The 25,657-nt window shown below is 59.8% G+C and carries 25 protein-coding genes; 14 read left to right on the top strand and 11 right to left on the bottom strand.

Annotated features, from left to right (window positions below; all coding sequences use genetic code 11):
- Positions 1-26 precede the first annotated feature (26 nt).
- Together FHX05_RS23760 and FHX05_RS23755 are read left to right on the top strand one after the other, a co-directional pair.
- Positions 27-1,007: an SGNH/GDSL hydrolase family protein gene (locus FHX05_RS23760; RefSeq protein ID WP_183874888.1), complete on the top strand. Its 981-nt coding sequence runs from the start codon at positions 27-29 to the stop codon at positions 1,005-1,007.
- A 31-nt stretch (positions 1,008-1,038) separates the two neighbouring features.
- A complete protein-coding gene (locus FHX05_RS23755) occupies positions 1,039-2,073 on the top strand; it encodes an acyltransferase (protein ID WP_183874886.1) in 1,035 nt (344 codons plus the stop codon).
- 79 nt (positions 2,074-2,152) lie between these two features.
- On the opposite strand, the gene FHX05_RS23750 is transcribed toward FHX05_RS23755, so the two are convergent.
- Positions 2,153-3,025, bottom strand: coding sequence for a DMT family transporter (locus tag FHX05_RS23750; RefSeq protein WP_112606782.1), 873 nt, complete (start codon positions 3,023-3,025; stop codon positions 2,153-2,155).
- A 256-nt stretch (positions 3,026-3,281) separates the two neighbouring features.
- Here FHX05_RS23750 and FHX05_RS23745 point away from each other — a divergent pair, with 256 nt between their 5' ends.
- Both FHX05_RS23745 and ispG read left to right on the top strand, forming a co-directional pair.
- Positions 3,282-4,481: an MFS transporter gene (locus FHX05_RS23745; RefSeq protein ID WP_112606780.1), complete on the top strand. Its 1,200-nt coding sequence runs from the start codon at positions 3,282-3,284 to the stop codon at positions 4,479-4,481.
- Positions 4,482-4,608: 127 nt separating this feature from the next.
- Positions 4,609-5,862: a flavodoxin-dependent (E)-4-hydroxy-3-methylbut-2-enyl-diphosphate synthase gene (ispG, locus tag FHX05_RS23740; protein WP_112336173.1), complete on the top strand. Its 1,254-nt coding sequence runs from the start codon at positions 4,609-4,611 to the stop codon at positions 5,860-5,862.
- Positions 5,863-5,892: 30 nt separating this feature from the next.
- On the opposite strand, the gene FHX05_RS23735 is transcribed toward ispG, so the two are convergent.
- Together FHX05_RS23735 and FHX05_RS23730 are read right to left on the bottom strand one after the other, a co-directional pair.
- Entirely contained in the window at positions 5,893-6,534 is a 642-nt protein-coding gene (locus tag FHX05_RS23735; protein WP_183874884.1) for a LysE family translocator, read from the bottom strand.
- Positions 6,535-6,764: 230 nt separating this feature from the next.
- Entirely contained in the window at positions 6,765-7,679 is a 915-nt protein-coding gene (locus tag FHX05_RS23730; protein ID WP_183874882.1) for a polyprenyl synthetase family protein, read from the bottom strand.
- A 219-nt stretch (positions 7,680-7,898) separates the two neighbouring features.
- On the opposite strand from FHX05_RS23730, the gene mtgA reads away from it, so the two are divergent.
- From mtgA to rpmF, 3 genes are all read left to right on the top strand, one after another.
- The gene (mtgA, locus tag FHX05_RS23725) at positions 7,899-8,609 is read left to right on the top strand and encodes a monofunctional biosynthetic peptidoglycan transglycosylase (RefSeq protein ID WP_132720069.1); all 711 of its coding nucleotides are present in this window, start codon (positions 7,899-7,901) and stop codon (positions 8,607-8,609) included.
- Between the two features lie 126 nt (positions 8,610-8,735).
- Positions 8,736-9,383 carry a glutathione S-transferase family protein gene (locus FHX05_RS23720; RefSeq protein ID WP_183874880.1) on the top strand — a complete coding sequence of 216 codons (648 nt, stop codon included), beginning with the start codon at positions 8,736-8,738 and terminating at the stop codon, positions 9,381-9,383.
- A 172-nt stretch (positions 9,384-9,555) separates the two neighbouring features.
- A complete protein-coding gene (rpmF, locus tag FHX05_RS23715) occupies positions 9,556-9,741 on the top strand; it encodes a 50S ribosomal protein L32 (protein WP_006724402.1) in 186 nt (61 codons plus the stop codon).
- A gap of 339 nt (positions 9,742-10,080) precedes the next feature.
- On the opposite strand, the gene phaR is transcribed toward rpmF, so the two are convergent.
- Positions 10,081-10,653: a polyhydroxyalkanoate synthesis repressor PhaR gene (gene phaR / locus FHX05_RS23710; RefSeq protein ID WP_015341644.1), complete on the bottom strand. Its 573-nt coding sequence runs from the start codon at positions 10,651-10,653 to the stop codon at positions 10,081-10,083.
- Between the two features lie 242 nt (positions 10,654-10,895).
- Here phaR and FHX05_RS23705 point away from each other — a divergent pair, with 242 nt between their 5' ends.
- Positions 10,896-12,077, top strand: a complete 1,182-nt coding sequence (locus FHX05_RS23705) for an acetyl-CoA C-acetyltransferase (protein WP_112606774.1) — start codon at positions 10,896-10,898, stop codon at positions 12,075-12,077.
- A gap of 163 nt (positions 12,078-12,240) precedes the next feature.
- Positions 12,241-12,966: an acetoacetyl-CoA reductase gene (gene phbB, locus FHX05_RS23700; protein WP_112606772.1), complete on the top strand. Its 726-nt coding sequence runs from the start codon at positions 12,241-12,243 to the stop codon at positions 12,964-12,966.
- Positions 12,967-13,099: 133 nt separating this feature from the next.
- Here phbB and FHX05_RS23695 read toward each other — a convergent pair whose 3' ends face one another.
- From FHX05_RS23695 to FHX05_RS23680, 4 genes are all read right to left on the bottom strand, one after another.
- Positions 13,100-13,270 carry a hypothetical protein gene (locus FHX05_RS23695; RefSeq protein ID WP_183712725.1) on the bottom strand — a complete coding sequence of 57 codons (171 nt, stop codon included), beginning with the start codon at positions 13,268-13,270 and terminating at the stop codon, positions 13,100-13,102.
- A 145-nt stretch (positions 13,271-13,415) separates the two neighbouring features.
- Positions 13,416-13,670, bottom strand: a complete 255-nt coding sequence (locus FHX05_RS23690; RefSeq protein ID WP_112336180.1) for a YMGG-like glycine zipper-containing protein — start codon at positions 13,668-13,670, stop codon at positions 13,416-13,418.
- Positions 13,671-13,715: 45 nt separating this feature from the next.
- Positions 13,716-13,871 carry a DUF3309 family protein gene (locus FHX05_RS23685; RefSeq protein WP_015341639.1) on the bottom strand — a complete coding sequence of 52 codons (156 nt, stop codon included), beginning with the start codon at positions 13,869-13,871 and terminating at the stop codon, positions 13,716-13,718.
- A gap of 266 nt (positions 13,872-14,137) precedes the next feature.
- Positions 14,138-14,359, bottom strand: coding sequence for a hypothetical protein (locus FHX05_RS23680; protein ID WP_183874878.1), 222 nt, complete (start codon positions 14,357-14,359; stop codon positions 14,138-14,140).
- Positions 14,360-15,130: 771 nt separating this feature from the next.
- Here FHX05_RS23680 and FHX05_RS23675 point away from each other — a divergent pair.
- The 5 genes from FHX05_RS23675 to FHX05_RS23655 all read left to right on the top strand — a co-directional run bounded on the left by FHX05_RS23675 (position 15,131) and on the right by FHX05_RS23655 (position 21,451).
- The gene (locus FHX05_RS23675; RefSeq protein WP_183874876.1) at positions 15,131-18,253 is read left to right on the top strand and encodes a helicase-related protein; all 3,123 of its coding nucleotides are present in this window, start codon (positions 15,131-15,133) and stop codon (positions 18,251-18,253) included.
- Between the two features lie 3 nt (positions 18,254-18,256).
- Positions 18,257-18,661: an RNA-binding S4 domain-containing protein gene (locus tag FHX05_RS23670; protein ID WP_112410960.1), complete on the top strand. Its 405-nt coding sequence runs from the start codon at positions 18,257-18,259 to the stop codon at positions 18,659-18,661.
- Positions 18,662-18,867: 206 nt separating this feature from the next.
- A complete protein-coding gene (gene fdxA / locus FHX05_RS23665) occupies positions 18,868-19,206 on the top strand; it encodes a ferredoxin FdxA (protein ID WP_015341635.1) in 339 nt (112 codons plus the stop codon).
- A gap of 399 nt (positions 19,207-19,605) precedes the next feature.
- Positions 19,606-20,178 (top strand): CarD family transcriptional regulator, encoded by a 573-nt coding sequence (locus FHX05_RS23660; protein WP_015341634.1) that lies wholly within the window; start codon positions 19,606-19,608, stop codon positions 20,176-20,178.
- Positions 20,179-20,587: 409 nt separating this feature from the next.
- Positions 20,588-21,451 (top strand): RNA polymerase factor sigma-32, encoded by an 864-nt coding sequence (locus FHX05_RS23655; protein ID WP_015341633.1) that lies wholly within the window; start codon positions 20,588-20,590, stop codon positions 21,449-21,451.
- A 36-nt stretch (positions 21,452-21,487) separates the two neighbouring features.
- On the opposite strand, the gene FHX05_RS23650 is transcribed toward FHX05_RS23655, so the two are convergent.
- The 3 genes from FHX05_RS23650 to thiP form a co-directional block, all read right to left on the bottom strand.
- On the bottom strand, positions 21,488-22,912 hold the full coding sequence (locus FHX05_RS23650; RefSeq protein WP_183874946.1) for a M48 family metalloprotease: 1,425 nt from the start codon (positions 22,910-22,912) through the stop codon (positions 21,488-21,490).
- 378 nt (positions 22,913-23,290) lie between these two features.
- Entirely contained in the window at positions 23,291-24,019 is a 729-nt protein-coding gene (locus FHX05_RS23645; RefSeq protein WP_183874874.1) for an ATP-binding cassette domain-containing protein, read from the bottom strand.
- The gene (gene thiP, locus FHX05_RS23640) at positions 24,012-25,652 is read right to left on the bottom strand and encodes a thiamine/thiamine pyrophosphate ABC transporter permease ThiP (protein ID WP_183874944.1); all 1,641 of its coding nucleotides are present in this window, start codon (positions 25,650-25,652) and stop codon (positions 24,012-24,014) included. The genes FHX05_RS23645 and thiP overlap by 8 nt, the downstream gene beginning before the upstream one ends.
- Positions 25,653-25,657 lie beyond the last annotated feature (5 nt).

Below are 25,657 nucleotides of genomic sequence, written 5' to 3'. Positions count from 1 at the left end.
TTCTTTTTCTGAGTTTATGTACATTCATGCCGTGCTTTGCGGCAGAAACGATCGAGCGGCCATCGAAATGGATCGGCCGGGTTGCCGCCAGCGATGCGGCTTTCGGTTGGCCGGGCAGTGGTTTTGCGTTGCGTTTTGAAGGCACGTCGCTCTCGGTTACCCTCGTTGATACCGGGAAAAATAGCCTTGAGGTCGAACTGGACGGCGTTCCCCAGCGCCTTGATCTGCAAGCGGAGCAGCACCGCTACCAGCTTGCAGATGGCTTGCGGCAAGGCGCCCATGAGGTTCGCGCGACGCGTCGCACCGAGGGATGGATCGGCGATACCATATTCGTTTCCGCCGAAACCGATGGGTCGTTCCTTCCTGCGGAAGCATCGGCCACAAAGCTGGTGGCGATTGGAGACTCCATTACCGCAGGCTATGGCCTCGAGGGTGTTGGTCCCGGATGTAAATTCAGCCCCGGAACGGAAAATCAATACCTGACATATGCCGCGGTCGCGGCGCGTAGCCTCGAGATGGAACTTACGACGCTCGCTGTTTCCGGAATCGGCCTTTCGCGCACAGGCAAGAATGCGAAAACCATGCTTGATGTCATCGACAGCGTGACGCCGTTGAGAAAGGGCGTGCCCGCTCTTCCTGACGAACGCGTTTCCGCGGTGGTCGTCAATCTGGGGACGAACGACTTTTCGGATAACAGGAATCCCAGCGATTTCATCGAGGAATACGTCAAGCTCATTTTCAGGCTCAGAAATCAGTTTCCAAAGGCCTATCTGTACGCCGCTCTCGGTCCGATGATGTCCCAGAAGGATTTCGATGTGGCCGAGAAAGCAATCGAGGCCGTCGTCCAGGCGAGCGCCGCGAAAGGCGAAACTCGCCTGCGATATCTGAATTTACGCGTCAAACCGAAGGATTTCGGATGCGATTGGCATCCAAGCCGCAGCACCAATGCGGCAATGGCAATCTTGTTGGAGCAAGCTATCAGAGCGGATTGGGGCCCTCATGATTAACGAACAGACGCTTTCCATTCGGCGGTCAAACTTGAAACAATTGGATTCTCTCCAGTTTCTCCGGTTCGTGGCCGCTTTTTCCGTCGTTCTCTTCCATTTCGGAAGCGGCCTTGCGATCGAATACCATCTCGATCGAAATTATTTCTTCATGGGTGCGACCGGCGTCGACGTTTTCTTCGTTCTCAGCGGCTTCATCATCAGCTACTCCTCCAATCCGGCGCGGGGACTTGTCTATTTCGCACGCAAGCGCATTGCCAGAATCGTTCCGCTCTACTGGCTGTTGACGTTCGTCGTCGTCTTGATTGCGCTTGTGAAACCCAGCCTGCTCAATTCGACGATCGTGACCGTGGAGACGATCGTCAAATCTCTTCTTTTCGTCCCCTATCAGAAAACGGGCGGCGCCGTGCAGCCGATCCTTTTTCTGGGCTGGACGCTTTGTTACGAGGTGTTCTTCTACATAATTTATGGCGCCTGTCTGATCTTTGGCGCCAGGGCAACCTGGTTCGCCTCCGCGGCCGTCCTCTTCCTGATCGCGCTGCATGAGATTTGGCCAGAGGGATCGGTCGAATGGCGTTTCTATACAAATCCGATATTGATCGAATTCGTTCTCGGCATGATGCTTCATAAGGCATATTCGGCATACAGCGCCTTCAGGAGCGGATCGAATATAGCCGCCGCTCTGCTCATTCTTCTGGCCTGCGGGGCTCATTTCTTCATCGTGACATTCGCCGGCCCCAGTCTTTTCGCCTCGAGCCTGCTTGCCGTCCTGCTCGTCTCGGGCTTCCTGCTGATGCGGATGCCAGCCGGGAGAATATGGGCCATTCTGGTTCTGCTGGGAGACGCCTCCTATTCGCTCTATCTCATCCACCCCTACACGCTGCAGCTTCCACTCAAGCTGTTGGGCAAGCATCTCTCCCTACCCTTTGTGACCGGAATACTGCTGGTGGTCACGCTTTGCACGATCGGGATTTCGGTGGTGCTCCTCAAGTTCTTTGAGCGGCCGATGCAGGCTCTTCTGATGCGGCAGCCGAAACCCATGGAACAGACCGTCGCTCCGGTGGGGTGACGGCTATCCGCCGGCGGTTGAAGCGTTTGCTTACGACTCGCTCTCTGGCTTGTGCTTGCCGAAAGCACATCTAGGCACCTCAAGCCGCCGCCGCCCGCCGCTTCATCCGTTCGCTGATAATGATGATGAACCCCGCGCTCAGGATCAGGATGGCGCCGATGAAGGTGTTGGGGCCGGGGATGTCGCCCCAGATCAGGTAGCCGAGCAGGAAGGCCCAGACGAGCGAGGTATATTCGAACGGCGCCAGCACCGAAACTGGCGCCTGGCGCATGCCTTCGAAAAGGGCGAGCTGGCCGGCGCCGGCGATGATGCCTGTCAGTGCCAGCAGCACGATCTGGAAGGGCGTCGGTGTGTGCCAGTGGGCGATCGCCATGCCGGCGGTCAGGATGATGAACAGAATGTTGGAGACTGCCATCTGGATATGGCTCTTTTCGTGCAGCGCGGTCTTGCGCAATAGCACCATGCCGCTTGCCCAGAGGACGGCGGCCTGCAGCGCCAGATAAACCGGCCAGGAAATCGATAGCCCCACGGGGTTGGAGGCGATCACCACGCCGCAGAATCCGACGCCGACTGCCATCCAGCGGGCGACGGTGACTTTTTCACGCAGCACGATGGTTGCGAGGATAGTGCCGACGATCGGTGCTGCATAATAGAGCGTCGTCACTTCGGCGAGCTGCAGGTAGGAGGCTGCCGAGTAATAGGAAATCCAGGCGATCAGAATGATGACGCTGCGCAGGATCATCGGCTTGATGATCGGCGAGCGCGCCACTTTCTGAACGAGCGAGGGGCCTTCGAAGACGAAGCAGCCGGCAAGAATGGTGCAGCTTCGGATGAACAGCACCTGCCAGACGGGGATGGAGGCGACGAGCAGCTTCACCGCCGAATCGTGGGCGGTGAACAGCATGTAGGCAAACACCGTAAGCAGGATGCCATAGCTGATGGAGTTTTTCACGGGGATGCACCAGAGGATGACCCGACTCGAGGCCGGCCAAAGAATCTTTCTGGCCTCAACCGATAGGAGCCTAATTTTACGCCGTCAATAGGACTTTTTATCAGGGTGACGCCCGGTAGTGTTATTTATTCGGGGTTGTAGCGCCATCGTCCCCACTTTAACAGACGGAGACGAAATGTGACTGACGCGGCTTTTTCGATTGTTGAGATTTCAATCGATTTAAATAGACTGCGACACAGATTTGGGAGGAGTTTTTATGGACAACGGAACGAGACTGGAGGGTTTGAAGGAGCGCAGGAGCCCATTTTTCACCAAATCGCGCGCAGCCGTCTCGCTGATGTTCCTGATGAATGGCTTCATGGTTGGTTGCTGGGCACCGAAAATTCCCGAATTCGCCGAGCGGCTGCAACTGACGAAATTCGAGCTTGGGTTGATGATCCTCGTCTTTGGCGTCGGCTCGCTCGTGATGATGCCGCTTGCCGGCGCGCAGATCGCCGTGCGCGGTTCGCGCGTCGTCGTGCGCGCCTTCGCGGTGCTGCTGCTGCCGATGATCCTGGCGCTGACGCTCGCGCCGAATGTCTGGACCGCGGCCGTCGCTCTCTTCCTCTTCGGCGGTTTCATCGGTGCAATGGATGTGGCGATGAACGCCAATGCCGTCTCGGTCGAAAAATCCATGCGCCGGGCGATCATGTCCTCCTGCCACGCCTTCTGGAGCCTTGGCGGCCTTTTGGGCGCGGCGATCGGCGGGCTCTTGATTTCGCGCTGGGGCATTCTCGGTCATGCCGAGGCCTCGACCGCGATTGCCGTGCTTTTCGTCGCCATTGCCTGGCCGATGGTGCTCGGCGATCAGCCGCATCACGATGAGGCCAAGCCGAAGGCAAAGCTACCGATGATTCCGTTGCCGTGGCTGCTCGGCATCGTTGCGCTGTTCTGCATGGTGCCCGAAGGCGCGGTCCTGGATTGGAGCGCTCTTTATCTCAGCCAGGAAAAAGGTGCGTCGGTGGCGCTATCGGGTTTCGGCTACGCCGCTTTCTCCGCCACCATGGCGACCATGCGATTTGCCGGCGATTTCGTGCGCGATTGGCTGGGGGCCATCAGAACGCTGCGCATCTGCACGGTATTTGCCATCGTCGGCATGCTGACCGCGGCGCTGGCGCCGAATGCGGAGATCGCCATTCTCGGCTTTGCGCTCTGCGGCATCGGTATTTCCAACATGGTGCCAATCGCCTTTTCCGCTGCCGGCAATATTCCTGGCCTGCAGCCAGGGATCAGCATTTCCGTCGTCACGACGCTCGGCTATTCCGGCATGCTGGTCGCGCCGTCGGCCATCGGTTTTGCCGCCGAGCATGTCGGCTTCTCACCGGTCCTGATGACGCTGCCGGTGCTGCTGCTCGTCGTGCTAGCCTTCTCGTCGCTCGCGCGCTACGCCGACGGCATCGGGGATGCGAAGCATTAATTTCGTCGCTTTTGCTCGGTAACGGCTAAACTCCGTCCGATCAAAAGAGATCGCCGGAGCGGTTGACAACGACCGCTTCGTGATCCACCTGAAAGGCACCCATTTTCGAGGCCTGCGAGAGTTTTCCATGTCGTCCGCCACCGATTTCGATCCGAAACCGCGCCGTTCCTCCGTTGCCGTCGATGTCGGCGGCGTGATCGTCGGCGGGGGTGCACCCGTAGTCGTGCAGTCCATGACCAATACCGATACGGCCGATATCGATTCGACCGTCGCCCAGGTCGCTGCCCTCTACAAAGCCGGCTCCGAGCTGGTGCGCATCACCGTCGATCGCGATGAAAGCGCTGCCGCCGTGCCGAAGATCCGCGAGCGGCTGCTGCGGCTCGGCATGGACGTGCCGCTGATCGGTGATTTCCATTATATCGGCCACAAGCTGCTCGCCGATCATCCGGCCTGCGCCGAGGCGCTGGCGAAATACCGCATCAATCCCGGCAATGTCGGCTTCAAGGACAAGAAGGACAAGCAGTTCGCCGAAATCATCGAGATGGCGATCCGCTACGACAAGCCGGTGCGCATCGGCGTCAACTGGGGCTCGCTCGATCAGGATCTCTTGACCGCGTTGATGGACAAGAATGCCGCCGAAGGCTCGCCGCTCTCGGCCCGGCAGGTGACGCGCGAGACGATCGTGCAATCCGCGCTGATCTCGGCCGATCTTGCCGAGGAGATCGGCCTGCCGCGCAACCGTATCATCCTGTCGGCCAAGGTCAGCCAGGTGCAGGATCTGATCGCCGTCTATTCCATGCTGTCGGAGCGTTCCGACCATGCGTTGCATCTTGGCCTCACCGAGGCCGGCATGGGCTCGAAGGGCATCGTCGCGTCGTCCGCTGCCATGGGCTATGTGCTGCAGCATGGCATCGGCGACACCATCCGCGTTTCCTTGACGCCGGAGCCGAACGGCGACCGTACCCGCGAAGTGCAGGTGGCGCAGGAGTTGCTGCAGGTCATGGGCTTCCGGCAGTTCATTCCCGTCGTTGCGGCATGTCCCGGCTGCGGCCGCACGACGTCGACGGTCTTCCAGGAACTGGCGCAGAACATCCAGAACGACATCCGCAAGAACATGCCGATCTGGCGCGAGAAATATCCGGGCGTCGAAGCGCTGAACGTCGCCGTCATGGGCTGCATCGTCAACGGTCCGGGCGAAAGCAAGCATGCCGATATCGGCATTTCGCTGCCCGGCACCGGCGAGACGCCGGCGGCTCCCGTCTTCATCGACGGCCAGAAGGCTATGACGCTGCGCGGCCCGAACATTGCCTCCGATTTCGAAGCGCTGGTGACCGATTATATCGAAAAGCGGTTCGGCCAGAAGACCGTCGCGGCGGAGTGATCCGCCGCTTAAACTTAAAGCGAGGCCGGATCAGATATTGCTCGTCAGCAGCTTGATGCCGGCAAAGCAATAGAAGCCGGCCATGGCGCCCTCGATCCAGCGCCGGGCATTGCGATATACTTTCAGCGCATGCGATGTCGAAAACAGGATCGCATAGCCCATGAACACCAGAAAACCGGTCGTGCAGCAGACGGCGATGATCAGCACGGCCACGGAAGCGGGCGCGCCCTGCGGCATGCCGAGCGCAATGATGGCGAGCCAGGCGAAGATCGCCTTCGGATTGGTGACGTGAATGCCATAGCCGCGCAGGACCAGCGACCTGAAGCTGGGCGTTTTCGGGCCTTCGGTAGCGGTCGGCAGCTCGCCGCCGGCACGCACGGCACGGAATGCCTTGTAGGCGAGATAGAGCAGGTAGATGCCGCCGAAGATCTTCAGCAGCTCCAGCGCCATCGCATAGGTCTGCAGCAGCGTTGCGAGACCTGCCGCTGCGGCAATCGCCCAAGTCATCGATCCCCCGAAAATCCCGAGCGAGATGGACATGCCGGCCTTGCGGCCATGGGTCATCGAGGTGCCGATGATGGCCATGATGGCGGGGCCGGGACTGGCGACGGCGATGAGGTAGGCAATATAGGCCGGCAGGATCTGCGGCAGATAGGCAAGGGTCTCGTGCATGGAAGATTTCCCGGGGGTGTCTGCCGGCGCGAAGAATTCTGCGTTGTCGGCCAACTCGGATCGGCAACTTGTCATAAAACACGGCCGAAATCACCCGGCACAATCATGGATTCTTGTGATGGTGACATTTCATAGCTGAATGGATGGCCATGGCTGAACAGGCATGGGCCGGTAGCAGTTGCCGAGTGGATGGGCTCACCCTCGGGCAATGCCATGAAGGTGCTTAGGGATCAGTTTCTACGGTTTGCGACGAAGCGGGCGGTTTCCGTCAGGACATCCGCCTTGTCGCCATAGCCGGACAGCAGGTCGGCAGCGTCGTTCACCAGCTTCGCGAGCGTCGTTTCGGCCCACTCCTGGCCGTGCAGGGCGACCAGCGTACCCTTGCCGCGGCTGGCATCCTTGCCGGTTGCCTTACCCATGGTGGCGGCATCGGCGGTGAGGTCGAGAAGATCGTCGGCGAGCTGGAAGGCAAGGCCGATCTTTTCGCCGAAGATCCGAAGGCGCTTGCGGTCCTCGGCTGAGGCTCCGGCGATGATGGCGCCGGCCTCGCAGGCAAAGCGGATCAGTGCGCCGGTCTTCATTGCCTGCAGCGTCGTTATGCCATTTTCATCGGGCGTTTCCTTCTCCGCGGCGAGATCAAGCGCCTGGCCGCCGGCCATGCCGCCAATGCCAGCCGCACGCGACAGCGCCAGCACGAGTGCCATTTTCCGATCCGCCGGTAGCTCCGTCTCGGGGGCGGCGATAATGTCGAAGGCGTAGGTGAGCAGGCTGTCGCCCGCCAGGATCGCGGTCGCGTAATCGAAGGCGATATGCACCGTCGGCTGGCCGCGGCGCAGGTCGTCGTCGTCCATGGCGGGAAGATCGTCGTGGACGAGGGAATAGCAGTGCACGCATTCGAGCGCTGCGCCGACCCTCAGTGCCGCCTCGGCATTGCCGCCGAGAAGCGCCGCCGATTCCGCGACAAGGAATGGACGCAGCCGCTTGCCGCCGTTCAGGACGCCGTGGCGCATCGCCCTCAGCAGCCTGTCGGGACGGACGATCTCGTCATTCAGGCAGCCGTCGGCGAGAAGTCGGTTCAGCAGAGCTTCGGTCTTGCCGGCATTGTCCTTCAGGCGGTTCTCGAACGAGGAATGGGTGCTGTCCATGGGCGCTGTTTGGCATGAGAGGCCGTTGCTGGCAATGACAATTGTCGACGGCGGGGTGGGAATTGCGCCGCGCTCTGGTCATCGCTTTATGTAGACGGTATGACGGGATGCAGCATCAGAGCGTTTCCCGGATACATTAAGGGGTTGTACCGGGATGGAGCGATCGTGGACGTCAGGCACTTGGACATATCGACTGATAATGAGGAGGAGGAAGCCGAGGTGCCGCAACGCTCCTCCCCGTTGGCGCGCTTCAAAGCAAGACCAGTTTGGCAGCGCGTCGTCCTCGTATTGATTGGCGTCCTCCTGCTGCCTTATCTTTTCATCGTCTTTTATCTGCTGCCGTTCGTCCACCCCGTTTCCACCCTGATGGTCGGCGACGCCGTTACCCTTCAGGGATATGACCGCCGTTGGGTTCCGCTCGATAAAATCGCGCCGGTGCTGGTGAAATCCGTCATGGTCTCGGAAGACGGGCAGTTCTGTTTTCACGGTGGTGTCGATTGGGGCGAGATGCGGGCGCTGGTCCAGGAAACGCTGCGCGGCAGGTCCACGCGCGGCGGCAGCACGATCCCGATGCAGACGGTGAAGAACCTGTTTTTATGGAACGGCCGCTCTTTCGTACGCAAGACGTTGGAGTTGCCGCTGGCGGTTTCCGCCTCGGCCGTCTGGTCGAAACGCCGGATGATGGAGATCTATCTCAATATTGCCGAGTGGGGGCCAGGCATTTACGGCATCGAGGCGGCGGCGCGCTACCATTTCAAGGTGCCGGCCTCCAAGCTCACGGCACGTCAGGCAGCCCTCCTCGCCGTATCGCTGCCGAACCCGATTGACCGCGTGGCGAGCAGGCCCGGACGCGGGCTCAGCCAGCTCGCTTCGCTGATCCAGCGCCGCGCGCGCAACGCCGACGCATACATCAAATGCCTTTATGACTGATATCAGAACTTGTCGTTCGATCGGCTTGTCGTCATCTGGCATTCTTGACCGTGACGTAAGGGCGATATGAATCATTTCAAGAATTCTTTCCCTTCAGAGTCCGGCACTGAAAAGGAACATGCGATCGTGGACAAGCTCACGCTTTATATCGGCAACAAGAACTATTCGTCCTGGTCGTTTCGGCCATGGATTGCTCTTAAAGGGTGCGGCATTCCCTTCGAAGAAGTGCTGATCCCTTTCGATTTTCCAGCCGGAAACCCGCGCATTCGTGAGGTGTCGCCGACGGGCAAGGTGCCGATGCTGGTTCACGGGGGCTTCAAGGTATGGGAATCCTTCGCCATCATCGAATATGCGGCCGAGCTTTTCCCGGACGCCGGGCTTTTGCCGAGAGATCGCCAGGCGCGTGCGCTGGCGCGATCCTACAGCATGGAAATGGTTTCCGGTTTCAGCGCCCTGCGCAACTTCTGCCCGATGAACATGCGCCGTCCGGTCGCCCGGCGCGATCTCCGCGGCGGAGTGATGGAGGACGTGGCGCGTATCGAGGCCATCTGGCGCGAGGCGAGAGCCTTTTCTGGCGGGCCTTTCCTGTTCGGGAATTTTTCCGGCGCGGACGCCATGTTTGCCCCCGTCGTCAGCCGTCTGGAGCGGTATGACATCGCGGTTGCGGCGGATACGCGGGACTATATGGCGGCCATGAAGGCGCTGCCTGCCTGGCAAAAATGGGAGGAAGCCGCATTGCAGGAAACATGGACCGTGCCGGAGGACGAGGACTGACCCGGTCTCGAATATCCGCGAATCTGGTGCGATGGGCAAAAAATGCTATTAGGGACTGGTCAAAGCCCGCCAAGCCATGTATAAGCCCGCCCAATTTCCGAAATTGATGCATGTCTGTTTCGGCCGCCTTGCTGGCCGTGGATATGTGTCGTCCGTACATGGAGTAACGAGAATGGCTGTACCGAAGAGAAAAACGAGCCCGTCCAAGCGCGGTATGCGCCGCTCTGCTGACGCCCTGAAGGCTTCGACCTACGTCGAAGACAAGAACTCCGGCGAACTGCGTCGCCCGCACCACATCGACCTGAAGACCGGCATGTATCGCGGTCGTCAGGTTCTGACGCCGAAGGAAAGCGCATAATCTAGCGCAGCCTTGATGGCGCATGAATAAAAGGCTGGCGGTTCGCCGGCCTTTTTCTGTTTTGATTGGGTGTGTTAGTGGGACGAAGTGGCTGCGCTTGTGCCGAAGCTCTGATACCCCCTTTGTCCCTTCAGGACATCTCCTCCACCAGGGGGAGGTCGGTAACTCGCGGCACTTTCTCGCCTCAAGCTACAATCGCATCTGCAGAAACTAAATCAGGTTACTTGCCAGAGCGGAGCGACATACTCCCAACAATCTCCCCCCTGGTGGGGGAGATGTCACGACAGTGACAGAGCGGGGTGAAAACTCTCCAAGGATTCAGGAGCGCATCGCCTGATTTCAAAGGCTATCCAGCTTGCTCTGCATGGCGCGGAGCTGTTCCTTGAGCTCGTCGATGTCCTTGGCTTCGGCCTTGCGGCTTTCCTTGGCCGGAGGCTTCATGAAGGGCGAGAACATCTGCATGGCCTGCTGGAACATTTCGGTGTTGCGGCGGACCTGCTCCTCGACCATCTGCATGGGCAGTTGCAGGTTCTTGCCGAGCGGCGTCTCGCCGAATGCGCGATTGATCTGTTCGCGCATCTGCGTCTGCTGCTCGGTAAAGGCACGCATGGAGTGCTCGAGGAAGCTCGGCACTACCATCTGCATCTGATCGCCGTAATAGCCGATCAGCTGGCGGAGGAACGAAATCGGCAGCAGCGTGTTGCCGGTCTTCGATTCCTGTTCGAAAATGATCTGTGTCAGGACCGAATGCGTAATATCATCACCGCTCTTGGCGTCCTGGACGATGAATTCCTCGCCCTTCTTCACCATCTCCGCCAGGTCGTCCAGCGTCACATAGGTGCTGGTGCCGGTATTGTATAGGCGGCGATTGGCGTATTTCTTGATTACGATCTGGCCCTCATTCTTTGCCATTTATCAGTCTCCTGGCCCCGTCTGATTGTATGGAATATTCCTCCACTCCGGAGTGTAGACGCAAAAGAAGCTTGGTGACAATCGGTTTGTGCGATGCGGCAAGGCCTTTCCTTTGATTGGATTTTTTGAAGGCGGTGACAGCTTCGTGAAATCTGTACGATGAAAATTCTTGCTGTTTGACTCAGGAGCAAAGCTTTGACAGTTTCGCCTCATATACGTGTTCATTCTGTGAGGAGGCTTCCATGAGCAGTTCATCCATCGTCGTCGCCAGCGCTGCCCGCACTGCGGTCGGTTCGTTCAACGGCGCGTTCGCGACCGTTCCGGCGCATGAACTCGGCGCGGCCGCGATCAAGGGTGCGCTGGAGCGCGCCGGCGTCGATGCCAAAGAAGTCGACGAAGTGATCCTCGGCCAGGTGCTTCAGGCCGGCGAAGGGCAGAACCCGGCTCGCCAGGCCGCGATGAAGGCCGGCATTCCGCAGGAAGCGACCGCATGGGGCGTGAACCAGCTGTGCGGCTCGGGCCTGCGTGCCGTGGCGCTCGGCCTGCAGCAGATCGCAACCGGTGACGCCAAGATCATCGTCGCCGGTGGCCAGGAATCCATGTCGATGGCGCCGCATGCCGCGAATCTTCGCTCCGGCACCAAGATGGGCGACATGAAGATGATCGACACCATGATCAAGGACGGCCTGACGGATGCCTTCTACGGCTACCACATGGGCATCACGGCTGAAAATATCGCCCGCCAGTGGCAGCTGTCGCGCGAGGAACAGGATCAGTTCGCCGTTGCCTCGCAGAACAAGGCGGAAGCCGCACAGAAGGCCGGCCGCTTCAAGGACGAGATTATTCCCTTCACCATCCAGACGCGCAAGGGCGACGTCACGGTCGATGCCGACGAATATATCCGCCTTGGTGCGACGATGGAGGCCATGGCGAAGCTGCGCCCGGCCTTCGACAAGGAGGGCTCCGTCACCGCCGGCAACGCTTCCGGGCTTAACGACGGTGCTGCCGCTGCCGTGCTCATGACCGAAGCGGAAGCCTCGCGCCGCGGCATCCAGCCGCTCGCTCGCATCGTTTCCTGGGCAACAGCCGGCGTCGATCCGCAGATCATGGGTACGGGGCCGATACCGGCCTCCCGCAAGGCGCTGGAAAAGGCCGGCTGGTCCGTCAACGACCTCGATCTCGTCGAGGCCAATGAGGCGTTTGCTGCCCAGGCCTGCGCCGTCAACAAGGATCTCGGCTGGGATACGTCGATCGTCAACGTCAATGGCGGCGCGATTGCCATCGGCCATCCCATCGGCGCTTCGGGCGCTCGCGTCCTCAACACGTTGCTGTTCGAGATGAAGCGCCGCGGCGCCCGCAAGGGACTTGCCACGCTTTGCATCGGCGGCGGCATGGGTGTCGCCATGTGCTTCGAGGCGCTCTAGAATCAAAGAAATAGAGCATGATGTCGTCCGAAAACCGCATGACACTTTTCGGCATCATGCTCTAAGGCGTTTTGAAGGGAATTTTCCAGAAGAAGTGATGAAAGCGAGCGGGCGACCCGACCTTCGGGCGTCACGCCTCCGCAACAAAAAAGGGGAGTGGCACATGAGCAGAGTGGCATTGGTAACCGGAGGTACGCGCGGCATCGGAGCTGCCATTTCGATGGCGCTGCACAATGCGGGCTATAAGGTGGCCGCAACCTATGCCGGCAATGATGAGAAGGCCCGGGCTTTCCATGATGTGACGGGGATTTCCGTTCACAAGTGGGATGTCACCGACTACGAGGCTTGCGGCATGGGTATCGCCAAGATCGAGCATGATCTTGGTCATGTCGACATCCTGGTCAACAATGCCGGCATCACCCGCGACGCCATGTTCCACAAGATGACGCCGCAGCAGTGGCACGAGGTCATCAATACCAATCTCACCGGCCTCTTCAACATGACGCACCACGTCTGGCAGGGCATGCGCGACCGCAGCTTCGGCCGCGTCATCAATATCTCGTCCATCAATGGTCAGAAGGGGCAGATGGGGCAGGCGAACTACTCCGCAGCCAAGGCGGGCGATCTCGGCTTTACCAAGGCGCTTGCGCAGGAAGGCGCTGCCAAGAACATCACGGTCAACGCGATTTGCCCCGGCTATATCGGCACGGAGATGGTGCTGGCGGTTCCGGAGAAAGTGCTCAACGAGCGCATCATTCCGCAGATTCCCGTCGGGCGCCTCGGCGAACCCGAGGAAATCGCCCGCATCGCCGTCTTCCTGGCCAGCGACGATGCCGGTTTCATTACCGGATCGACCATATCTGCCAATGGCGGCCAGCTCTTCGTCTAGGCAATTCAGGAAAAGCGCAGGCCAGTCTTCCGCTGGGAGCTGCGCAAGGGCTATAAAAAAGCGGCTCAGGGCTACGGAGCCGCTTCAGCCTGTATAGCGCGTTACGAACGGAATTACTGAGCTCCGCCGGCAATCATCCTCTTGTTGAGGCCTGCTGCTGATGTCGTGGCTTGAATTCCAGGATGACGGCCTCAAGGGCGAGCTGCCGCTTCTCTCTGTCTCGAGCTCTCGCCGCGCTCACCAGCGCGTAAAAAGTGGTGCCGGTAAGAACGAGTGCTGCAATGCTTGCGATGATTGCGGCCATGATGCCGTTCCTTTCTCAAAACACTGCCACCTCGCCGTGATCGACGGCGCGGGAAGACGATTTTGTTGAGGGACCTGCCGCTCCCTGAATTTGTTCCGAGAGCGAATCCTGACCGGCCGCCAATGACGGCCGGTCAGGCAATGCCTTAGCGGCAGCGAGCCTCATAACGGTGACCGTAGCGGTCGCGATAAATGCAGTAGCCGCGACGATCTTCCGAACGCCCGATGAGGTTGCCGACTACGCCGCCAGCCACCGCGCCGACGGCGGCGCCGCCCCAGCTATGGGTGGCGACGCCACCGATCAGCGCGCCGGTGCCGGCGCCGATCGCCGTACCTTTTTCCGTTGCCGTGCACGACGCCAATGCGCCGACGAGGGCGATCGCGACGATAATCTTCTTCATGGTGTTAGCTCCCTGATGTTGCGAGGTTTGAACAATGTCGGCGGATCAGATGCGCCCCATTAATAACAGAATGAGGACAATGACGAGAACAAGCCCGAGACCACCCGATGGGCCATACCCCCAAGACCGGCTGTAACCCCAGCTGGGAAGTGCGCCAACCAACAGCAGAATCAGTATGACAAGCAATACCGTACCAAGCATGATATGTCTCCTCCATGTCCGTCCGGCTCGAATATCCCGCCATTATCGCCGTTCGACATGGCGTTAACCTTCCAGCTTTCCCACTCGAAACTGTTCCAGTGAATGGACGAATTCCTCAATTCTGCTCATAGAAACTTGCATGCGCGACAATTGTTCCGGCTAAGAAATAAAAATACACGCGCACAGCAGTTGGAATGCTTAGCGAATCCTTAAATGGGATCGCATCGGGTGACGGTTACAAGCGCGGCGGCAAATTCGTTGTATGGTTAAAATACCATTAAAATACAATGGGTTGTGGTGAACGAAACGGGAAAGGCCGGATGTCCGTGATTCGTCGGCGATTCGTTCTGCATTTGAACTTTGGTTAACGGCTGGGCGTTTGCCGACACGCCGAATACAAGGATGCTGCCGTCGGCAAATGTCGTCCAGGTGGTGTGTTCGCGGGCGAATTCGTTAATTCGCAGCGAACTCCGCAGCAGCATTGCCATTCAAGCTGACCTCTATGTCGCGATGCTGCTCCGGCGAAATACAACATGTAGCCGTGAACAAATGCGATACCCGCTGATATCCGCGATTCGTCACCGATTCGTTCCGGCTTTGATCGTTGTGTTAACGGCTGCACTTTTTGCGTGCATTTGTCGATTCATTATAGCTGCGCTCGTCAAAAGACGAACCGCAATCGCAGATTCGGGTCGGATTCGCATCTCAACCATTCAGAGTCCGGTATGCCTCTGCCGGGAAACCGCTAGATATTGTGGAGAACAAAACAGAATCGCTTGGAATCTGCGATTCGTCGCCGATTCGTTTCGACTTTGGCCTGGATGTTGATGTCGTCCGCTGATTCATGCGAAACTTTATTATTTACAGATTGTTAACGATGGCACGGCGCGAAATTTCTCTGGCCGAGGATTCTCCGCTTGACTCCTTTTTCCTGCGGAAAGCCGTGTAAACGAGATTCAGTATTTGGTGGCAATCTTTTCATTGCAATCCATATGTAGTCGTGAACAAATAAGGAACGCGACGGAGTCAGCGATTCGTCTCCGATTCGTTCTCAGGCTGTTCCGGAATCGCCCGGACTCGCATGGGATGCAAAGTAAATGTAGCTTGTGGTTGAAGCGCTCAAATATGAAATCGAATGTTGCCGCATCTGTTTTTTCATTCGGGTCTTGCCTTTGTCACATATGGTCGTCATCTGTTCGTTTCCTCCAGGAGGAATTGGCTGATCGGAAGACGGCTGTTTCTCGCCTATGCACGGACCTATGACTCAGACTTCGCAGCCCATGATCCTGAGCGGACGCGGCGTGACCGCAGTGCTCGGACCGACCAATACCGGCAAGACCCATTATGCCATCGAGCGCATGGTGGCACACGGCAGCGGCGTGATCGGCCTGCCGCTGCGGCTGCTTGCCCGTGAGGTGTATACGCGCGTCGTCGAGAAGGTCGGGGCGCACAACGTCGCGCTGGTGACCGGTGAGGAAAAGATATCGCCGCCCAATGCGCGCTATTCGGTCTGCACGGTGGAGGCCATGCCGCGCGAGACGCGCGCCTCCTTCGTCGCGATCGACGAAGTGCAGCTTGCCGGCGATCTGGAGCGCGGACATATTTTTACCGACCGCCTTCTGCATCTGCGCGGCCGCGATGAAACCCTGCTGCTCGGCGCGGGCACGATGCGGCCGATCCTTGAACAACTTCTGCCTGGGATTACCGTCCTCGAACGGCCGAGGCTATCGCATCTTTTCTACGCCGGGCAGAAGAAGATCACGCGGCTGCCGCAGCGCACGGCCATTGTCGCCTTTTCCGCAGACGAGGTTTATGCGATCGCAGAGCTTATCCGCCGCCAGCGCGGTGGCGCGGCCGTCGTCCTCGGGGCGCTCAGCCCGCGTACCCGTAATGCGCAGGTGGCGCTCTATCAGGCCGGCGATGTCGAATATCTGGTTGCGACCGATGCGATCGGCATGGGGCTCAACCTCGATGTCGATCATGTCGCCTTTGCGCAGGACCGCAAGTTCGACGGCTATCAATTCCGCAATCTCAATCCGGCCGAGCTCGGTCAGATCGCAGGTCGCGCCGGCCGCCATCTCAAGGACGGCACCTTCGGGGTGACGGGACAGGTCGATCCTTTCGACGACGAACTCGTGCGCCGGATCGAGGGACACGAATTCGACATGGTCAAGGTGCTGCAATGGCGCACCAAAGACCTGGATTTCGCTTCGATCGCGGCGTTGCGTGCAAGTTTGGAGGACGCGCCTCGCGTGCAGGGCTTGACGCGCGCGCTGCCTGCGGTAGACCAGCAGGCATTGGAATATCTGTCACGCGATCTGGAGATAGTCGATCTTGCCAGCAACCCGGCTCGGGTTGAGAAATTATGGGAGGCCTGTGCGCTTCCCGACTATCGGCGCATCACGCCTGCCCAGCATGCTGATCTCATCGCCACCCTCTTTTCTGATCTCGTGCGCTATGGCACGGTGAAAGAGGATTTCCTGGCCGAACAGGTGCATCGCGCCGATCGGACGGATGGCGAGATCGACACGCTTTCGGCGCGAATCGCGCAGATAAGGACTTGGACCTATGTGTCGAACCGGCCCGGCTGGCTTGCCGATCCGACACACTGGCAAGAAAAGACGCGGGAAATCGAAGATCGATTGTCCGACGCGTTACATGAGAGGTTGACGAAACGCTTTGTTGATCGCAGGACATCTGTGCTCATGAAGCGCCTGAGAGAGAATGCGATGCTGGAAGCTGAAATCAGTGTGAATGGAGATGTCTTCGTAGAGGGGCATCATGTGGGACAGTTGACCGGATTCCGGTTCACGCCTATCGCAGGGACCGAGGGGCCGGATGCCAAGGCTGTCCAGACCGCCTCGCAGAAGGCGCTCGGGCTGGAGTTCGAGGCACGTGCCGCACGTCTGCATGCGGCCGGCAACGGCGATCTCGCGATCAGTGCCGATGGCCTCGTGCGCTGGCTCGGCGACCCCGTCGCGCGCCTGTCAGGCAGCGATCATGTCATGCGTCCGCGCGTCATCCTGCTTGCCGACGAACAGCTGACCGGCAATGCGCGCGATCATGTCGCCGCCCGTATCGAGCGCTTCGTGAACCATCACATCAGCACGATCCTGAAGCCGCTGGACGATCTCCAACGTGCCGAAGATCTGCAGGGCCTTGCCAAGGGGCTGGCTTTCCAGCTGGTGGAGAATCTCGGCGTTCTGTTCCGCCGCGACGTCACGGAAGAAGTGAAATCGCTGGATCAGGACGGGCGTGCCTCGATGCGCCGCTACGGCGTTCGCTTTGGTGCGTACCATATTTTCGTGCCCGCGCTGCTGAAGCCGGCTCCGGCCGAGCTCATCACGCTCCTCTGGGCGCTGAAGAATGATGGCCTGGACAAGCCGGGCTATGGCGATCTGATCCCGGTTCTGGCCGCCGGCCGTACCTCGGTCGTCACCGATCCGGGCTATGAGCGCACATTTTACAAGCTTGCCGGCTTCCGGTTCCTCGGCAAGCGCGCGGTGCGCATCGACATTCTCGAGCGCCTGGCGGACCTTATCCGTCCGCTGCTGCAGTGGAAGCCCGGCCAGGCTTCGCGCCCTGACGGCGCTTATGACGGCCGCCGCTTCACGACGACGACCGCGATGCTCTCCATTCTCGGCGCGACGCTCGAGGACATGGAGGAAATCCTCAAGGGTCTCGGCTATCGCGCCGATGCGGTGAAGGCGGAGGAGGCTACGGCCTTCCTCGCTCAGCAGGATGCGGCTGCAGCGCCCGCCGCACCGGCTGGGGACGCCACAGCCGAAAAAGCCGATCATGATGATGCCGACACTGCGACTGACGAGCCGGCTAAGGAAGTAGAAGCCGTTTCGCAGGAAGCAGCCGCTCCCGCCGAGGCACCTGCTGAGACGGAAGTTGCCGCAGCTGCCGAGCCTGTCGCCGCTGCAGAAGTCACCGCAGAGCCGGCGGAACCGAAGCCTGTTCTTCTCTGGCGTCTGGGTGGCCGTAACGACCATCAGCAGCGGCAAGGCGGCCGTGGCCATGGCGATCGCCGCGGCCAGCAGGGCGAGGGGCGCGGTCAGCAGGGCAATCGTCGTGGTGGCGAGCAGGCAGCCGGTGAAGGCAATCGCGAAGGCGGGCGTGATCGCCGCGACAATCGTGAGGCTCGTGGCAGTGACAAGGGTCCGCGCGGCAATCGCGAGGGCGGCCGTCCGCAGCATCAGGGCAACCGCGGCGAACGCGGTGATCGTCAGGAACGTGGCGACCGGAATGATCGCAACAATCGCGGTGCCTCGCAGCCGTTGCGCTTCGAAGCCAAGCCGCCGCGCAAGGAAAAGCCGATCGATCCGGATTCTCCTTTCGCCAAGCTCGCTGCCCTCAAGGAGCAGATGAAGAAATAGGTCATGACGGACGAAAAACAGCCATTTTCCGGTTCGCGCCAGCGCATCGACAAATGGCTGTTCTTTGCCCGCATGGTGAAATCCCGCTCATTGGCGCAGGTCTATGTGCAGAACGGCAGCGTCCGGGTGAATGGCGAGCGGGTCGTGCAGCCGAGTTTTGGCATCAAGGCCGGTGACCGCATCGAGCTCTCGCTGGAGCGGCGGGATATAGTGTTGATCGTACGGTCGGCCGGCGAACGTAGAGGTCCCTTCGAAGAAGCCAGGCTGCTTTACGAAGATCTGACGCCGCCGCCCGATGAGACAAAACGCCTCACCCCGTTCGAGCAGGCGTTGCGGGCACCCGGCAGCGGCAGGCCCACAAAAAGGGATCGGCGTGCGATCGATCGCCTCATCTCCGACGATGATTAGAAAACTCTGCCTGTTGCAGAGGGGTTTTGCGATTGTTTGTCCTTGAAATTGGGTGACAAAGTCGATACCTCACGATCACCCTGCCGGTAACCAGCCGGGCGGCGCGTTTGCGTGTGATGCATTCGTCTGCCCGTTCGGCGCCGTGGGAAGGTGCGACGTTCCAGGTTGCGCATCCGCGGAAGCTCAATACATCCCTGGAGTGCTTCATGACATATGTCGTGACTGACAATTGCATTCGCTGCAAATATACCGATTGCGTGGAAGTCTGCCCTGTCGACTGCTTCTACGAGGGCGAGAACTTTCTCGTCATCCATCCCGACGAATGCATCGATTGCGGCGTCTGCGAACCGGAATGTCCTGCCGAGGCGATCAAGCCCGATACGGAACCGGGTCTCGACAAGTGGCTGAAGGTCAATGCGGAATACGCCGCCATTTGGCCGAACATCACGGTCAAGCGTGACCCGATGCCGGAAGCCAAGGAAATGGATGGCGAACAGGGAAAATTCGAGAAGTATTTCTCGGCCAATCCCGGTACGGGCGACTGATCGAAGGCCGTGACAGGCCTTCGATAAAGGTGTAGTCGATATCGCAGAAAGCGAATCATTGCCATTGGGCCGCTGGCCGGTCAACATGGCCAATTTGGCGCGTGCGCAGCAAATTATTGATTTCCTCAGATTTTTGTGATAGGGTCGTCACACTGATCCACTGCGGCATTTCGCATGCCCGAAACCATCACGAAAGCAAATCACCAATCCGTACGCGGTTTCCTTGACATATCAACGTATTGTGTTGTCGGGTCCCTGATCGCGATGGGTGGGTTTCTGTTTGCATAAGTCTGGCTGGACCAGGATGAAGTGACCCGACGGTACGTCCGTCTCATCCGGGCCTGACTGACCCGGCACCCCGGCCCTAACGGGGCGCATAACAGGGAGTTTTTGAAAAGAATGACGACCCAGCAGAAAAAACCTTCAGCAGCACGCCATGGCTTCAAGACTGGTGAAGCGATCGTTTATCCGGCCCACGGTGTCGGCACGATCACTGCGATCGAAGAACAGGAAGTCGCAGGCATGAAGCTCGAGCTGTTTGTAATCGACTTCGAGAAAGACAAGATGCGCCTGAAGGTTCCGGTGGCCAAGGCCATGAGCATCGGCATGCGCAAGCTTTCCGAGACCGATTTCGTCGAGCGTGCATTGAAGGTCGTGCAGGGCAAGGCCCGCGTCAAGCGCACCATGTGGTCGCGCCGCGCGCAGGAATACGATGCCAAGATCAATTCCGGCGATCTGATCTCGATCGCAGAAGTCGTTCGCGATCTCTATCGCGCCGAGAACCAGCCGGAACAGTCCTATTCCGAACGTCAGCTTTATGAAGCTGCACTTGACCGCATGGCGCGTGAAATCGCCGCTGTCAACAAGATGTCGGAAACCGAAGCCGTTCGCCTTGTCGAAACCAACCTGAACAAGGGACCGAAGCGCGGCAAGGTCGTCGAAGAAGACGATTCGCAGGACGAAGCCGCATAAGGCCAGACGCCAATATCGCTTCAAAAAACCCGGCCTTGGTGCCGGGTTTTTTCTTTGGAACCTTTTCCGTTCTGATGCGTTGAAGCCCTGTGTTGGCGGTCCGTGTGGGTACACTCCTGTGGAGAGGGGTATTCAGACAGGCCGTTTTTATGGACATTCACGAGGACCGGCCTATGCGTTTTCACTCGAAGCTCCCCGGCGATCTGAAGATGATTCAATCGTCAGACCCGTTCGATGAGATCGAACTAGACTAGTCACCGATCATCCGGTGACCCGGATAATCGGTTTCCAATTTGCAATTTCATTCATTGATTTCCATCCGAACAGCGATGTTCGGAAACGATGCTTGCTGCCTTTTTCGTCGACCGCGGCATAGAGACGATTTGAGGCCGAAACCCAGGAGATGCATATGACGAATATGTCTGCAGATCGGCGCATGATCAAAGTTGCCATGGCTGCTCCCTATCTGGCTCGCGACGAAGAACACGATCTCGCCATGCGCTGGAAAGACCACGATGATCGCGGCGCCCGCAATCAGATCGCAACTGCCCATATGCGCCTCGTCATCTCCATGGCGGGGAAGTTTCGTAACTTCGGACTGCCGATGAGCGATCTGGTGCAGGAAGGCTATGTCGGCCTGCTGGAAGCGGCCGCCCGCTTCGAACCGGAGCGGGAAGTTCGCTTCTCCACCTATGCAAGCTGGTGGATTCGCGCTTCGATCCAGGACTATATCCTGCGCAATTGGTCGATCGTGCGCGGCGGCACGAGTTCCGCCCAGAAGGCGCTGTTTTTCAATCTGCGCCGCTTACGCGCCAAGCTTGCCCGCAGCAATTCCAACGTCACCGTCCAGTCCATCCATGAGGAAATCGCCGTGACGCTCGGCGTCAGCCTTACGGATGTGCAGACGATGGATGCGCGCCTCTCCAGTAGCGATACCTCCCTGCAAGCCCCCTCCATTGCTGGCGATTCCGAAAGTGCCGAGCGCATCGATTTCCTGATCAGCGACGAGCCGCTTCCCGACGAGCAGGTGTCCGACATGATCGACGGCGAGCGCCGCCGCGTTTGGCTGGCGTCGGCGCTGAAACATCTCAACGAACGTGAAATGAAGATCATCCAAGCGCGCCGCCTGGTCGAAGACGGCGCGACGCTCGAAGAGCTCGGTGCCGATCTTGGCATTTCCAAGGAGCGCGTGCGCCAGATCGAAAGCCGCGCGATGGACAAGCTCCGCAACGCCCTGGTGGATGCGGATCCCCGCATGGCCAGCTACGCCTGAGTGTGCGCTTCTCCCTTGGGAGAAGTCGTCCCGCTATTATTCCGAAATGATTTTGACCTTGTCGCCCGGTGCAATGTTTGCCCCGGTTGGCAGGGCATTTATCAGTTTGAAAAGGTCGAGCTTGCGGTCTGTGCCCATCATGCGGGCGGCGAGCGTGGTGATGGCGTCGCCGGGTTTGACGGTAACGACGCGAATACGCAGCGGCTTCAGCGAGGCCGCCTCTTCCGGGGTCATATGCCGGAAGCTGGCACGCAGCACATTGGCGGTCTGATCAAGCTGAGCGATATTCCCCTTCGGTACCGCCGTCAGGAAGCGGAAGATCTGCGTGCGGTCGCGGATCACGGTCACATCGAAATCCCAGCGGTCGGCTGAGGCGCGCGCAGTGGCCGCCGGCATGCCGTTGACGGTGATCGACCTGATCGAGGAGGGGTCGAGGCCGGTGACCCAGCCGCTGGAGATATAGTTCGTCAGATTCTGGTTCTGGGTGTCGGCCACGCCGTCGAAGCGGATGGCGATGTCGCCGGGGCCGGTCGCCATGACGGCTTCGACCTTGTTGTCGATACGGAAATCGGGCGGGACGTCGAAGCGGATGCCGAGGCCGCCATGCAGGAAGGTCTGGCCACGCACATAGCCTTCTTCGGGGCTGTCGCCATAGAGCAGGCCGTCGATGCCGTTGAGATAATAGTCGCGGCCGATGTCGCCGACCTTGCCTTCCTCGCCGAATTCGCGCGCGTGCGCCTTGGCAAGGTCGATACGCTGCGGCGTGCTCGGGTGGCTCGAAAGGAAGTCCAGGCTCTGGTCGACGTCGGAATTGGCCGACATGAAGCGGCTATAGTCCTCCATTGCGTTCAGGAAGCGCGCGGCGGCGTAAGGATCGTAGCCGGCCTGGCCGAGTGTGCGAATGCCGATCTCGTCGGCCTGGAGTTCCTGCTGCCGCGAGAAGGCGGCGAGACGCAGCTTGCCGCGGGCAAGCGCCTGCTTGCCGGCCAGATCGCTCGACAGGACTTCGGAAACGACGCGGCTGGCTATGACTTCGGCTTCTTCGCGTTTCTGCCGCTCGATGCCGTGATTGGCTGTTACGTGCGCCATCTCGTGCGACAGCACCGCGGCGACTTCGGACGCATCATTGGCAAGCGCCAGAAGGCCGCGCGTCACATAGAGATAGCCGCCGGGCAAGGCAAAGGCATTGATCGAGGGCGAATTGAGAATGGTGATGCGGTAGGACTGCTGCGGATTTTCCGACACGCTGGTCAAGGCGCCGGCGATGCGGGCAACGAGCCTCTCCGTCTTGGCATCCTTGTATTCGCCGCCATAGCTTGCGAGGATACGCGGATGCTCGCGAGCGCCCATTTGCGCGCGCGGATCGTTCTTCTGCACTTCGGAAACGATCTGCGGATTGGCGGAGGGCGAAACGCTCGGCTGATAGGATTGATCCATCACCGTCTGGCAGCTGTTCAACATTGCTGCGGCTGCAAGGAAGGGCACAAAACGGCGCAAACGGGCTGCGACGGTCAAATCGATCCTTCGTTCTGCTCGCTTGCTCTGCTTCAGGACCTGCATCCTACTCATTTCGCTGTCATGCCGGCTCGGCGCCAAATCCGGTTGATCCTTACCGGGTCGATCATGGTCGCGCGCCGATAAAGGTTGTTTTCGCCCCCATCGATCCGCGTTTACCCGGACGGCTTCGACCTCTTGCTGTAGCCGATTTTGGCACCGGTTGCATAGCGAGACTCCGTTTAAATATGGCAGCGTTGTATTTTAGCAAGCATTTCCGAGGACTTTCAGCCGCTTCGCTAGACGAAATTAAGGCAAAGCCGGCGGCAAGCTGCCATGACACAATCAATGTTGCAGAAATGTGGTCAATGCCGGAATCCCGTCCGCCTGCAGGAAGGTTTCGATGGGCGCGGTAAGCTTGATCGTGCCGCCGTCGATGAAGACGGCGTGGTCGGCAAGGCGCCGCACTTCGGCCGGGTCATGCGAGACGATCAGCACCGTATTGCCGGTTTCGCGATGCAGAGTTTTCAGAAGTTCGACCATGCCGGAGCGCAGGCCGGGATCGAGCGCGGCGAAAGGCTCGTCCAGCAACAGGATTGGCTTGTCGCGCACCAGAGCCCGAGCGAAAGCCGCGCGCTGGCGCTCGCCGCCGGAAAGCGTTCCCGGCTTGCGCTTCTCGAAGCCGGGTAGCCCGACCCGCGCCAAAGCCTCCGAGACCTTTTGCCGATCCTCCTTCGTAAGCCTCAATGACGGGCTGATGCCAAGGCCGACATTGGTGAAGAGATCGAGATGAGCGAAGAGGTTGTTGTCCTGGAAGACGAGAGACACCGGCCGTTCGGCGGGATGCAGGCGGCTCACGTCCTGTTCGGCGAGCAGGATACGGCCGCGGTCAGGCTGTTCGAAGCCGGCCAGTAAATTGAGAAAGGTGGATTTGCCCGACCCTGACGGCCCGGCAAGGGCGATGATCTTACCCTGCGGCAATGCGCAATCGAAGCGGAAGTCATGCGTGCCGAGGCGCAGTTCGACCCGTTCCATGCTGATGCCTTCTGCCTTCATGATGCTGCTGTCAGTCATTTCGTCTGCTTTCGTCATCCGGGACGCCTTGGCCCGCGGTTCCGGCTATGGTCAGGAGAAGGCATACCAGGCCGAGTATCAAGGCATATCCGTCGGCGTCGTTGGTGCGGTAGCTACCGAGCTTGCTGTAGACCAGCCAGGGCAGGGTCATCAGGCTGTCGGAGCCGAAGAGTGCGACGGCGCCGAGATCGCCGAGTGACAGGGCCATGGCGAAGGAGAGCGCCGTGAAGAGCGGTTTGCGCAGACCCGGCCAATCGACCACGCGCAGGCGCGCAATGCCGTCAAGGCCGAGGCTTGCCACCAGCCGCCCGGTGCGGCTGACATGGACCGTATAGGCCGGCTCGATGACGCGAATGACGAAGGGCAGCGCCATCAGCGCATTGATGACAATGATGAGGACGGCCGCAAAGCGGCTGGGATCGCCCAATGGCCTGAGCGCCAGGAACCAGCCGGTTGCCAGCACGATCGGTGGCACCAGCAGGATGAGGGAGGCGCTTGCGCCTGTTGCGATCGCCAGGCCGTATAGGCCGAGGGACTTTCGGCGATCCGCCGATATCACCGAGCGGGCGCGAATGATCGCGAAGGATGTCAGCACGGCCAGAAGGCCCGCAGCAAGCGCGATTGCAAGACTTGTGACTGTCGCCTGCAGGAAGATCGGCTGGGAGACGAGCTTGAAAAGATTGGCCTTGAGGCCGGTCACGACGACCGCAGCAAGCGGCATGCCGAGAAAGAGCGTCGCGGCCGCCAGCAGCGCAGCATCGACGTACCGCGCAGCCATCCCCTGTCCATCGATGCGGCGCAGCGCCCGGCCGGCCGTCAATCCGTGATCGTCGGGAGCTCGAAACAGCGTCATGACGCCGAGCAAAAGCAGGGTGACGACGATCTGCAGCAGCGACAGCATCACGGCGCGGCCGGGATCGAAATCGAAGCGGAGCGCCTGGTAGATCGCCACTTCCAGCGTCGTCGCGGCCGGGCCGCCGCCGAGGATCAGGACCAGCGTGAAGCTGGTGGCGCAGAGCATGAAGATCAGGCCGGCGATGCCGGGAACGAGGCCGCGCAGGATAGGCCATTCGATGAAGCGGAAGACCGAGATGGGCTGCATGCCCAGCCCGCCGGCCACGAGCCAATATTCCGCTGGCACACGCTCCAGTCCGACCAGCATCAGTCGGCAGGCGAGCGGCATGTTGAAGAAGACATGCGCAAGCAGGATACCGGCCAGGCCATAGATGCTGACGGGCTGCGACAGGCCGAGTGCTGATAGCGCCTGATTGATGAGCCCCTGCCTGCCCCATATGCCGAGCAGGCCTAGTGCGCCTATCAGCACCGGCAGGCCCATCGGCACGGCCATCAGTCGGATCAGCCACAGCCGGCCGGGAAAGCGCGGCTGGCGCGCCAATGCGCGGGCGACCGGAATGGCGAGCACAATGGAGAGCAGTGTCGAAAGCACCGCCTGCAGCAGTGTGAAGCGCAGGATGCGCAGTAGATATGGGTCTGTGAGCGAGGTGTCGCTGCCGGATTCGATGCCGGCGGAGATAAGAACAAGAACGGCGATCCCGACGAAGAGCGCAATGCTGCCGAGGCTGAACGCCCCGCCAGAAATAGCGCGTCTTCGCTCGGGTGCCGTGAGTATGATCAAGG

It is taken from the genome of Rhizobium sp. BK491 (assembly GCF_014194925.1).
In the GTDB taxonomy this organism is placed as follows: Bacteria; Pseudomonadota; Alphaproteobacteria; order Rhizobiales; family Rhizobiaceae; genus Rhizobium.
Note: the sequence above shows the minus strand (reverse complement) of the source record. Positions and strands in the feature narration are given on the sequence as shown.